The organism is Arenimonas alkanexedens (genome assembly GCF_054781355.1).
Map to the genome: position 1 here is coordinate 19,763 of NZ_BAAGUO010000004.1, position 11,359 is coordinate 31,121.

Genomic DNA, 11,359 nt, shown 5'->3' on the forward strand with positions numbered 1-11,359 from the left:
GGAAGTCTAGCCCAAGCGGCTGGCGGCGTCGGCTTGACCTGCGTCAACGCTGCATTCACCCGAGAGGGCTACACTGCACCCAGCCATCGGACTCCTCCGTAGCCAGACGAGAACCTCATGAACACCCAGAACCCGTCCCGCCGCCGTTTCCTGGTCCATGCTGTCGTTGCCGCCGCTGCGCTGCCGTTCGCCAGCCGCCTGATCGGCACTGCCCAAGCGCAGGAACTCAAGCCGCTCCCGCTCGACAACGCCACCGCGATCGCCTTGGCCTATGCCGTGGACGCGACCAAGGTCAGCCACCCGAGCTTCAAGCCGGGCAGCAACTGCGCCAACTGCCAGTTCTTCACCGCCGCCAACGGCGCCTGCACCCTGTTCCCGGGCTTCTCGGTCCCGGCCGAGGCCTGGTGCAGCGCCTGGGCCATCAAGGCCTGAGTCCCGCCGCCGGCCGTCTCGGTCGGTGAGACGGCAAGGCCGTTAGAATCCCCGGCAACAACCTTGCCGGGGATTGCCTTGTCCGCTTCTGAATCCGTATTCCTGCTGCTGGGCCTGCTGGCCGGCCTTGCCGTGGCCAGCTTTGTCGCCTTGGGCTTCGCCCGGCGGCGCGCGGCCAGCGAACGCAGCGCTGGCCGCGCCGAGCGTGAGCCCGAGTTGGCGCGTGCAAGCAGCGAGCTGCAGGCGGCGTTGGCCCAAGTGGCTGAGCTGCGCGCCCGATTGGCTAGTCATGAAACCGACCATCGCCAGCTGCGCGAGCTTCGCGATGCCGGCGAAAGCCGCGCCGCCGCGCTGGAGGCCCGCCTTCAGGAGCAGCAGCAGTCGGCCGAGCAGCGCTACCGTGACCTGGAAGGCTCGCGCGAGCGCCTGAAGGCCGAATTCCAGGCCCTGGCGGCCGATATCCTAGAAGACAAGTCCAAGCGTTTTGGCGAAGCCAATGTGCTGCAGCTGGGGCAGTTGCTCAATCCGCTGCGCGAGCAGATCGACGGCTTTCGCAAGGTGGTCAGCGATTCCTACGAAAAAGAAAACAACTCCCGCGTCGCGCTGCAGACCCGGCTCGACGACCTGGTGCGTCTGAACCAGACCCTGGGCCAGGAGGCGCAAAGCCTCAGTCGCGCGCTGAGCGGCGACAACCGCAGCCAGGGCTATTGGGGCGAACTCAAGCTCGAGCGCCTGCTCGAGACCGCCGGCCTGGAGAAGGGCCGCGACTACCTCACCCAGGAAAGCTTCAAGGACGGCGATGGCGATCGCTACCGGCCTGACGCGGTGCTGCGCCTGCCCGAGGACAAAAGCATCGTCATTGACGCCAAGATGGTGCTGCTCGACTACCAGCGTGCCTGCGAGGCCGGCGACGACACCGAGCGCGAGCAGGCCTTCGCCCGCCACGGCCAGGCACTCCGCAACCACGTCAAGCAGCTGGGAGACAAGGACTACAGCCGGCTCGAGGGCCTGACCAGCCCGGACATGGTGCTGATGTTCGTGCCGGTGGAGGCAGCTTTCCTGGAGGCCCTGCGCCGGGACCCGCAGCTCTACGCCTATGCGTTCGAGCGCAAGATCATCCTGGTGGGCCCGAGCAACCTGCTTGCCTCGCTGCGGCTGGTGGCGCAGATCTGGCGTACCGAACACCAGAATGCCAATGCCAAGGCCATCTCCGATCGCGCCGCCACCCTTTACGACAAGTTCGTCGGCTTCGCCGAAGACCTGGGCAAGGTGGGCGAGGCGCTGCGCCGCGCCAACGACCTCCACGCGGCGGCCGTTGGCAAGCTGTCGCAGGGCAGGGGCAACCTGGTGCGGCAGGCCGAGATGCTGCGAGAGCTCGGTGTATCGCCCTCAAAGAGGCTGCCCGCGGCCCTGCAGGACCTCACGGACGAGGGCGACACCGACGCCGGCGACAGCCCGCCGGGCTAGTCCTTCCCGGGCTCCCTGGAGGGTCCGCGCATCCGGGCCGGATTAGGTAGACTCCGGAGCTGGTATCGGGGAGGAGCACCACGGATGTTCATTCGTTTCTGCATCATCAGCCTGCTGTGGCTGGCCACGGTTTCCGGGGTCCAGGCACAGGACGTCGCGGCCGCGCCCGCGACCGAGCCCACGCTTTCGCAACAGGTGGACGCCGCCGTCAGGCCCGTCGCCGACGCGGTGTCGGGTGCGATCTTCTATTCGGTGCGCGTCAGCGGGACTGACGAAGCGCCAGTGATGTTCCCGCTGATTGTCGGCTGGCTGATCCTCGCCGCGCTGATCTTCACGCTGTATTTCCGCTTCATCAACATCCGTGGCTTCAAGCACGGTTTCGATCTGATCCGGGGCAAGTATTCCGATCCGACGTCCGCGGGCGAGGTCAGCCATTTCCGGGCGCTCACCTCGGCCGTTTCCGGCACGGTGGGTCTGGGCAATATCGCCGGCGTTGCGGTCGCGATCACCATCGGTGGTCCGGGCGCGACCTTCTGGATGATTCTTGCCGGCCTGCTGGGCATGTCTTCGAAGTTCATCGAATGCACCCTGGGCGTGATGTACCGCATCGAAAAGCCGGACGGCACCATTTCCGGTGGTCCGATGTACTACCTCAGCCGCGGTATCGCCAAGAACTACCCGAAGGCGGCCGGCTTCGGCATGGTGCTGGCGGTGGTGTTCGCGGTCTGCACGATGCTGGGCGCGATTGGCGCCGGCGCAATGTTCCAGGCCAACCAGGCCTATGCGCAGCTGTCCAACGTCACCGGCGGCCTGCTTGAGGACCGCAGCCTGTGGTTCGGCCTCGTGTACGCGATCGTTGGTGGCTTCGTCGTCGTCGGCGGCATCACCCGCATCGGCAGCGTCACCGCCAAGCTGGTGCCCGGCATGGCGGCGCTGTATCTGATCGGTGCGCTGTTCGTCATCTTCACCAACCTGCCGCAGGTCCCGGGCGCGTTCATGGCCATCATCGACGGTGCGTTCACCGCCGAGGGCGTGTCGGGTGGCGTGATCGGTGCGCTGATCCAGGGCTTCCGCCGGGCGTCGTTCTCGAACGAGGCGGGCCTGGGTTCGGCCGCGATCGCGCACTCGGCGGTCAAGACCAATGAGCCGCTGACCGAGGGCTTCGTCGCGCTCTGGGAACCGTTCATCGACACGGTCGTGATCTGCACCATGACCGCGCTGGTCATCATCATCACCAACCAGCACATCGTGGGTGGCGCGGACGGCGTGCAGCTGACCTCGAATGCGTTCGCCACGGTCTCGCCCTGGTTCCCGTACGCGCTGGCCTTCGTGGTGCTGTTGTTCGCGTTCTCGACCACGATCACCTGGGCCTACTACGGCGCCAAGGCCGCCAGCTTCCTGTTCAAGGAATCGAAGGTGGCGCTGTACGGCTTCAAGTTCTTCTACCTGGCGATGGCGGTGGTGGGCTGCACGATGCCGCTGGCCAGCATCGTCGACATCGCGGACGGCCTGCTGTTCATCATGGCCATCCCGAACCTGATCGGCGTGTACATGCTGATGCCGGTGGTCAAGCGCGAGCTCACCAGCTACCTGGCCCGGGTGAAGTCCGGCGAGATCCCGCGCACCGACGGTGTCGCCGCGAAGTAAGTCTCAAGCCAGCTGCAAACGGAAACGGCGCGGATATCCGCGCCGTTTCTTTTTGTCCGGGGTGGACCCTCCCCGGACGGGGAGGATCGGGGGATCAGCCCAGGATCTTGGCGCCCAGCACGATCAGCACCAGCACGGGTGCGACGATGCAGATCAGGAAGCGCCAGATTGCGAAGCCGGCCTTCGAGAGCTGGGACAATTCGCTGCGGGCAATCTCGCGATTGAGGAAGTAGCCGGCGAAGATCGCTATCAGAAGGCCGCCGATCGGCAGCATCATGTCGGAGGCCACGAACTCGACCATGCCCTGCAGGTCCTTGCTGGAGCCGTCGGCGGCCGTGTACTTGACCTCTTTCCAGACGTTGAAGCCGAGCGCCGTCACCAGGCCGATGGCCCAGATGAAAAGCGCCGCGACCATCGCGGAGGTGCGTCGGGACATCTTGCCCATTTCGACCAAGAAGGCGGTCGGCGGCTCAAGCAGCGAGATCGACGAGGTCCAGGCCGCCACGAACAGCAGGCCGAAGAAGGCCACGGCATAGGGAATGCCGAAGGCCATGTCGTTGAACGCCAGGGGCAGCGAGGTGAAGATCAGGCCTGGGCCACCACCCGCCGGCGCGATGCCGAAGGTGAACAGCACGGGGAAGATCGCCAGGCCCGCCAGCAGCGCCACCGAGGTGTCCATCGCCGAGACCGTCACGGCCACGCGCGGGATCGAGATGTCCTTGGGCAGGTAGGCCCCGTAGGTCATGATGCCGCACATGCCCAGGCTCAACGAGAAGAAGGCCTGGCCCAGCGCCGCCAGCAGGGTGTCGCCGGTGACTTCGCTGAAATCGGGCTTGAACAGGAATTCAATCGCCTGGCCGACGTTGCCGGTGCTGATGCCATAGGCCAGCAGGCCCAGCAGGATCAGGAACAGCAGCGGCATCAGGAATTTCACGGCGCGTTCGAGGCCTTTCTCGACGCCCATCGCCACCACGCCCAGCGTTATCAGCATGAAGGCGCTGTGCCAGAAGATCAGGGTGCCCGGGCTGGCCAGCAGCGCGGTGAAGGTGGCGCCCGGATCACTGATCGCGGGACCGCCGAAGATCTGGGCGATGTACAGCCAGGTGTAGTGCATGGTCCAGCCACCGACCACGCTGTAGAAGCTCAGGATCAATACGGCGGCCACCATTCCGATCCAGCCGATGACGGTCCAACCCTTGCTGTGGCCACCCTCTCGCGTGAGCTTGCGCAGCGTGTTCACCGGGCTCATGCGGCCCTGGCGGCCCATCAGGATTTCCGCGGCCATGATCGGCAGGCCGACCAGCAGGATGCAGCCCAGGTAGATCAGCACGAAGGCGCCGCCGCCGTTGTCGGAAGCCAGGTAGGGGAAACGCCAGATATTGCCCAGGCCCACGGCCGAACCACTGGCGGCAAGGATGAAGGCGAGGCGCGAAGACCACATGCCGTGGATAGAGTTGTTTTCCATCATTCGCTGTCCGGTTCCGATGCAGTAAGGGTCAGTCGACGCGGCGGCTGGATACCGCACCGCCCAGTTCGAGTTTCAGGATCTTGAAACCGGTGTAGGCCAGGATGCCGGCCAACACTGGGTTCACCAGGTTGAAGAATGCGTAGGGAAGGTAGTCGAGCGTGGCGACGCCGAGGGTGGCGGCCATGTAGGCGCCACAGGTGTTCCAGGGCACCAGGGGCGAGGTGATGGTGCCGGCGTCTTCCAGCGCGCGCGAGAGGTTCACCGCCGCCAGGCCGCGCTTTTCGTACTCCGACCGGTAGATGCGGCCGGGCAGGACGATGGCCAGGTACTGGTCGGCCGCCAGCACGTTGGTGCCGAAGCTGGTGACCAGGGTCGCGATGATCAGCGAACCGGTGGAGCGGGCCATCTTCAGCACGCTGCGGATCAAACGCTCGAGCAGCCCGGCCTTTTCCATGATGGCGCCGAAGGACATGGCGCAGATCACCAGCCACACGGTATTGAGCATGCTGGACATGCCGCCACGGTTGAGCAGGGAGTCAATGGCTTCATTGCCCGATTCGCCCTTGTAGCCGTCGATCAATGAGGCCCAGGCGCCCTTGAGCAGGGCCATCGGCCGCGACAGCGCTTCGTCGCCCGCCAGCGCCACCACCAGCTCCGGCTGGAAGATGACGGCGAAGACCGCGCCCAGCAGCGCGCCGATCAGGATGGTGGGGTAGGCCGGGAAGCGCTTGACCGCCAGCCCGAACACCACCAGCAGCGGGATCAGCAGGTGCGGGCCGATCGCGAAGATGCGCGAAAGCTCGGCCGACAGGTCGTCGAAGCCGACGCTGGCCGTGCCGGCTTCCACGCCGAAGCTGAGATAGGTGAAGCCAGCCAGCGCGATCAGGATGCTGGGCACCGTGGTCCAGGTCATGTGCCGCACGTGCGCGAACAGCTCGCTGCCGGCGGCCGCCGGGGCCAGATTGGTGGTGTCGGACAGCGGCGACATCTTGTCGCCGAAATAGGCGCCCGAAATGACCGCGCCTGCGGTAATCGCCGGGTCCAGGCCGAGGCCCTGGGCCACGCCCATCAGCGCCACGCCCAAGGTGCCAGCCACGGTCCAGGAGCTGCCGATGGTCACTGCGACAACCGCGCAGACCACGCAGGCTGCCGGGTAGAAGAAGGATGGATGCAGAATCATCAGGCCGTAGTGGATCAGCGTGGGCACGGCGCCCGAAAGTATCCAGGAACCGATCAGCGAGCCGACCGCCAGCAGAATCAGGATGGCGTTGGTAGAGATCGAAATACCGTGGACGATGGCGTCCTGGATATCGTCCCAGCGCATGCCGTTGCGGATGCCAATGATGGCCGCGACGCCGCCGGCCAGCAGCAGGGCGATCTGGCTGCCGCCGTAGGCGGAATTGTCAGAAAACAGGTAGACCGACGTTCCCAGCAGCGCGAACAGAAAGACCAAAGGCAGGAATGCCTGCAGCAGGGTCGGTTCGCGGGCCTGCACGGCCGGAGTCGGTTCGGTCATTGGTAGCTCTCCCCAGAGTAATCGCCCGAGTTTACCCGAGCCGGCGCGGGCCGTGCGGGTATGCTGGCGCCCTTCGCCACCGTCTGGAAACAGCATGCACGACCGTTCGCCCCTGGCCCGTTTGTTCGACGACTACCTGGCCCGGAATCCGCAGGAGGCGGCCACGGTGGCCCTGTTCCGCGAGCTGCTGGCCGACCACGGGTCGGTGTTCGAGCGGGCGCGACTGGCCGGCCATTTCACGGGATCGGCCTGGGTGATCAGCGGCGACGGCCTGCGTGTGCTGCTGATGCACCACCGCAAGCTGGACCGCTGGCTGCAGTTGGGCGGCCACGCCGACGGCGACGCCGACCTGCCGCGGGTGGCGCTGCGCGAGGCGCAGGAGGAGTCCGGGTTGCTGGCGTTAACGGTGGACCCGGTGATCCTCGACCTGGACCGTCATCTGATACCGGCCCGCGGCACCGAGCCCGAGCACTGGCACTACGACGTTCGGTTCGTGGTGCGCACGACGGGTAGCGAGGCGTTCGTGGTGGGCGAGGAGTCGCTGGCGCTGGCTTGGAAGCCGGTGGCCGCGATCGCCGCGGATCCGGACGCGGATGAGTCACTGCGCCGCATGGCCAACAAGTGGCTGTCCCGCTGACGATGTAGGAGGGCCTTCAGGCCCGAAGCTTTTCCGCGAAGGGCTTCGGGCCTGAAGGCCCTCCTACAAAGTAATCAGACGCGGCCGCCGAATTCGCCGGTGCTGGTGCTGACCCAGATCTTCTCGCCGTTGCTGATGTACTCCGGCACCATGATCTCGATGCCGGTGTTGAGCTTGGCCGGCTTCGGACGCTTGGTGGCGGTGCCACCCTTGAGCTCGGGCGGCGTTTCGACCACTTCCAGCTGCACGCTGGGCGGCAGCTGCACCGCCACCGGCGCATCCTCGATCAGCTGGATGTAGCAGTCTTCCAGGCCCTCGGTGATGTAGCCGGCATCCTCGCCCACGACGTCGGCGTCGAGCTGGTAGGGCGTGTAGTCCTCGGCGTCGAGGAAGACGAAGGCCTCGCCGTCCTTGTACGAGAAAGTGGACGCGCGACGGCTGAGCTCGACTTCGCGCAGCTCGTCGTCGGCGCCTGCGCTCAGGTCGAACTTCACGCCGCCCGGCACGCTGTAGAGCGTGAAGCGGAACTTGACGTTGCCGCCACGACCCTGCGGTGAGCTGCGCTCGATGTCGCGCACCTGGTAGACGGTGCCGTTGTGCTCGATGACGTTGCCTTTCTTGGTGTCGCCAGCTTTCATTGCAGGTTCCTAAGGAGAATTGGCTTCGTGTCGGAGGGCCTTCAGGCCCGAAGCGCTTTGCGGAAAAGCTTCGGGCCTGAAGGCCCTCCTACAGGGGTTATTTCGGGGCCAGGCGGACGGCGCCGTCCAGGCGGATGGTTTCACCGTTGAGGTACTGGCTGCCCAGGATGTAGGCGACCAGGCCCGCGAACTCGGCCGGCTGGCCCAGGCGCGACGGGAACGGGATCGAGGCCGACAGCGACTGCTGCACGGCCTCCGGCATGCCGTCCACCATCGGCGTCCAGAAAATGCCGGGGGCGATGGTATTGACGCGGATACCGAAGCGCGCGAGCTCGCGCGCCATCGGCAGCGTCATGGCCACCACGCCGCCCTTGGACGCCGAGTACGCGGCTTGGCCGATCTGGCCCTCGTAAGCGGCGACGCTGGCGGTGTTGATGATCACGCCGCGCTCGCCGTCCGGGCCGGCATCGTTGTGCTGCATCAGGTTGGCGGCCGCCTTGGCGACATTGAAGCTGCCGACCAGGTTCACCATCACGGTGCCCGCGAAGTTCTTGAGCGGCATCGGTGCTTCCTTGCCCAGCACGCGGCCGGCGCCGAGGATGCCGGCGCAGTTCACGGCGACGTTGAGCCCGCCCATGAACTCGCGTGCGGCCGCGAGGTTGGCCTCGACATTGGCTTCGTCGGTAACGTCGGTGCGGAAGTAGCGCGCCTTGTCGGCCCCGAGTGCGGCGACGGCGGCCGCGCCCTTGTCGTCATTGATATCGAGCAGGGCGACCTTGGCGCCGCCGGCGACCAGCTGCTCGGCCACGGCCAGGCCCAGGCCGGAAACACCGCCGGTAATGGCGGCACGGGTGTCTTTGATCAGCATCGGGAACCCCTTTGGAAACAGCAGGCGATTCTACCAGAGCCCCTGTAGCGCGGCCTTTGCCGACGATCCGCGCGTGATGTCAGTGCCCGGTCTGGATTCCGACCTGGCGAAGATAGGCCGCGAAGTTGTCGGGCTCCAGGCCGGGGCTGAACAGGAAGCCCTGGCCGATGTCGATGCCGAGGCTGAGCAGGAATTCCCGCTGTGCGGGGCTTTCGACGCCCTCCGCCACCACGTCCAGACCGAGACCGCGGGCGATGCCGGCCACGGCCTGACAGATCGCCACGTCGGAGGGATTGGCGGGTACGCCCTGAAGGAAACTCTGGGCCAGCTTCAGGCCGTGGATCGGCAGCCGGCGCAGATAGTTCAGTGCGCTGTAGCCTTCGCCGAAGTCATCAATGGTCAGCACCACCCCCAAAGCGCGCAGCGCCTCGAAGGTATTCAGGGTGTCGGGCGCGTCCTCGATCAGCACGCGCTCGGTGAACTCAAGCTCCAGCGATGCGCCGGGCAGGCCGTGGTCGCGCAGTGCGCTGGCAATGATCTGCACCAGGTCTTCGGTCAGGAACTGGCGGTAGGACACGTTCACCGCCACCCGCTCAAGCGGCAGGCCGGCCGCGCGCCAGGCGGCCATCTGCCGGCAGGCCGTCTCGATCACCCAGGCGCCGATGCGGACGATATCGCCGGTGGTTTCGGCGTGGCTGATGAAATGGTCCGGCGGGATTTCGCCCAGAACCGGGTTGCACCATCGAATCAGCGCCTCGGCGGTGCGAACGCGGCCATCGGCCAGCGACACCAGCGGCTGGTAGACCAGTCGGAACTCGCCGTTGTCGAGCGCCCGGCGCAGCTGGGCTTCGATCTGGACGCGGTCGTGCTGCTGCTGCGCCAGCTCCGGATTGAATACCTGCCAGGTATTGCGGCCTTTTCGCTTCGCCGCATACATCGCGGCATCGGCGTTGTTGACCAACTGCTGCACGGTGCGGCCATGCTCGGGATGCCGGGCCAGGCCGACGCTGGTGGTGATGGTGAATTCCTCGCCGGCGTAGCGGAAGCTGTCGCCGAACGCGCGGGTGATGCGTTCGGCCAGCAGCTCGGCCATGCCGGCGCCATCGCGCGGGTTGGTGACGACCAGGAACTCGTCGCCGCCAAAACGCGACAGCAGTCCGGCGTCGCCGACGCAGCGCTCAAGACGCCGCGCGGCGTTCACCAGCAGGTCGTCGCCGGCAGCGTGGCCCAGCAGGTCGTTGACCAGCTTGAAACGATCCAGGTCAACGTAGATCACGGTCGTACCCGCGCCATCGTCGCCCAGGCGGCGTTCAAGCTCGCCCAGGATGCCGTCGCGATTGAACAGGCCGGTGAGCGGATCGGTGCGCGCCTGGCTGCGCAGTGCTTCTTCGATCTGGCGGCGCTGCGTGATGTCCTGAAGGGTGCCGGTGAGGCGGGTGCTCATCGGCAGGCGGCCTTCGGACTGGCCGATCAGGCGCGTCCAGTGGCGTTCGCCGTCGGGACGCTGCACCTCCACCTCCAGGTCGAAGCCGCCGCCGTCGCGCACCACGCTTTCGATGGCATCTTCCACCGGCTTGCGATGGGGTTCGGCGATCTGCTCCATCAGGTCGTGGAGATTGAGGGGCGGATCGTTGCGGCGGCCGATGATGCGCAGGGCCTCGTCGGTGAGATAGAGCCGCTGGCGGCCGCCGTCCCACTCCCAGCCGCCGATGCGGGCAAGGGCCTGGGCGCGCAGGAACAGGGCGCTGTCGCGCTTGAGTTCGGTCACATCCGAGAACAGCGAAATCACCTGGTAGGGCTTTTCTTCGCCCGGGTGGAACTGCGGCACCGACGTTGCCGAGATCCAGGTCAGCTGCTTGCGCTGGTGATGATAGAGGCCGAGCAGGGTGCTTTCGATGATCTGCCCGGTTGCGAGCGACCGCAGCGGGGGCAGTTCGCGGAAGCTGATCGGATAGCCGCGATGGTCGATGACCAGCCAGTCGTCGAAACGCAGGCCGGCGGCGATGTCCAGGCCATCGTCCAGCCCCAGGATGCGATACGCCGCGGGGTTGCCCGACAGCGGACGGCCGTCGAAGCCCTGGAACAGCACGCCTTTGTCGATCGCCACCAGCAGGGCGTGGTAGTTCAGCTCGGCCTCTTGGCGCAGGCTCAGGTCGCGAGCGACGGCGATGACGTGATGATGCGGGCCGTCGTGGAAGCTGGCCGAATGCACCTCGACCGGGAAGCGGCTGCCGTCGCCGCGCGTGTTGTTGACCTCGACGACATAACTCTCGTTTCGCGCCAGCGCTTCCAATACCGGGACCATGTGGTCGCTGGGCAAGTCCGGGTTGATCACGTGCACCAGCTTGCCGATCAATTCATCGCGCGGCCGCTGGTAGGCCCTCAGGCCGGCACGATTGAGGTCAACGATGCGGCCATCGGCGGCAATGATGCTGATCGGATCCGGCACTGCGTTGAACAGGCTCTGGTAGCGCAACTGGAGGCTCTCGGCCTCCCGATGCAGTCCGTGCAGTTCGGACAGCAGCTGCGACAGCAGCACCGGGTCGGGCGCCTCGCCCTTGGACAGGCAGCGCTCGAGTTGCGACACCAGGTCCGCATGGCGGGCTGTCGTGACCTCGCCGGGTGCGGCGGCGGCGAGATCATCGCGGGGCGGGTTGTCGGGTTCCATTCCGTCGTCGGTGGGCCA

At 66.3% G+C, this 11,359-nt stretch carries 9 protein-coding genes; 4 read left to right on the forward strand and 5 right to left on the reverse strand.

Annotation, left to right across the window (positions count from 1 at the left end; all coding sequences use genetic code 11):
• Positions 1 to 117 precede the first annotated feature (117 nt).
• The 3 genes from ACYVGY_RS09830 (at position 118) to ACYVGY_RS09840 (ending at position 3,546) form a co-directional block, all read left to right on the forward strand.
• Positions 118 to 432 carry a high-potential iron-sulfur protein gene (locus tag ACYVGY_RS09830; RefSeq protein ID WP_460457317.1) on the forward strand — a complete coding sequence of 105 codons (315 nt, stop codon included), beginning with the start codon at positions 118 to 120 and terminating at the stop codon, positions 430 to 432.
• 78 nt (positions 433 to 510) lie between these two features.
• Positions 511 to 1,899 carry a DNA recombination protein RmuC gene (locus tag ACYVGY_RS09835; RefSeq protein ID WP_460457318.1) on the forward strand — a complete coding sequence of 463 codons (1,389 nt, stop codon included), beginning with the start codon at positions 511 to 513 and terminating at the stop codon, positions 1,897 to 1,899.
• Positions 1,900 to 1,983: 84 nt separating this feature from the next.
• Complete coding sequence (locus ACYVGY_RS09840) at positions 1,984 to 3,546, forward strand: alanine/glycine:cation symporter family protein (RefSeq protein ID WP_460457319.1); 1,563 nt, start codon at positions 1,984 to 1,986, stop codon at positions 3,544 to 3,546.
• A 94-nt stretch (positions 3,547 to 3,640) separates the two neighbouring features.
• On the opposite strand, the gene ACYVGY_RS09845 is transcribed toward ACYVGY_RS09840, so the two are convergent.
• Positions 3,641 to 5,011: a sodium-dependent transporter gene (locus ACYVGY_RS09845; RefSeq protein WP_460457320.1), complete on the reverse strand. Its 1,371-nt coding sequence runs from the start codon at positions 5,009 to 5,011 to the stop codon at positions 3,641 to 3,643.
• 31 nt (positions 5,012 to 5,042) lie between these two features.
• Positions 5,043 to 6,530, reverse strand: a complete 1,488-nt coding sequence (nhaC, locus tag ACYVGY_RS09850) for a Na+/H+ antiporter NhaC (protein ID WP_460457321.1) — start codon at positions 6,528 to 6,530, stop codon at positions 5,043 to 5,045.
• 94 nt (positions 6,531 to 6,624) lie between these two features.
• Between nhaC and ACYVGY_RS09855 the strand changes: the two genes are divergently transcribed.
• Complete coding sequence (locus ACYVGY_RS09855; protein ID WP_460457322.1) at positions 6,625 to 7,167, forward strand: NUDIX hydrolase; 543 nt, start codon at positions 6,625 to 6,627, stop codon at positions 7,165 to 7,167.
• A 74-nt stretch (positions 7,168 to 7,241) separates the two neighbouring features.
• Here the strand turns inward: ACYVGY_RS09855 and efpL are convergent, their stop codons facing one another.
• From efpL to ACYVGY_RS09870, 3 genes are all read right to left on the reverse strand, one after another.
• The gene (gene efpL, locus ACYVGY_RS09860) at positions 7,242 to 7,805 is read right to left on the reverse strand and encodes an elongation factor P-like protein EfpL (protein WP_460457323.1); all 564 of its coding nucleotides are present in this window, start codon (positions 7,803 to 7,805) and stop codon (positions 7,242 to 7,244) included.
• A 97-nt stretch (positions 7,806 to 7,902) separates the two neighbouring features.
• Positions 7,903 to 8,673 carry an SDR family NAD(P)-dependent oxidoreductase gene (locus tag ACYVGY_RS09865; RefSeq protein WP_460457324.1) on the reverse strand — a complete coding sequence of 257 codons (771 nt, stop codon included), beginning with the start codon at positions 8,671 to 8,673 and terminating at the stop codon, positions 7,903 to 7,905.
• A gap of 79 nt (positions 8,674 to 8,752) precedes the next feature.
• The gene (locus tag ACYVGY_RS09870) at positions 8,753 to 11,341 is read right to left on the reverse strand and encodes a sensor domain-containing protein (protein ID WP_460457325.1); all 2,589 of its coding nucleotides are present in this window, start codon (positions 11,339 to 11,341) and stop codon (positions 8,753 to 8,755) included.
• Positions 11,342 to 11,359: the final 18 nt, after the last annotated feature.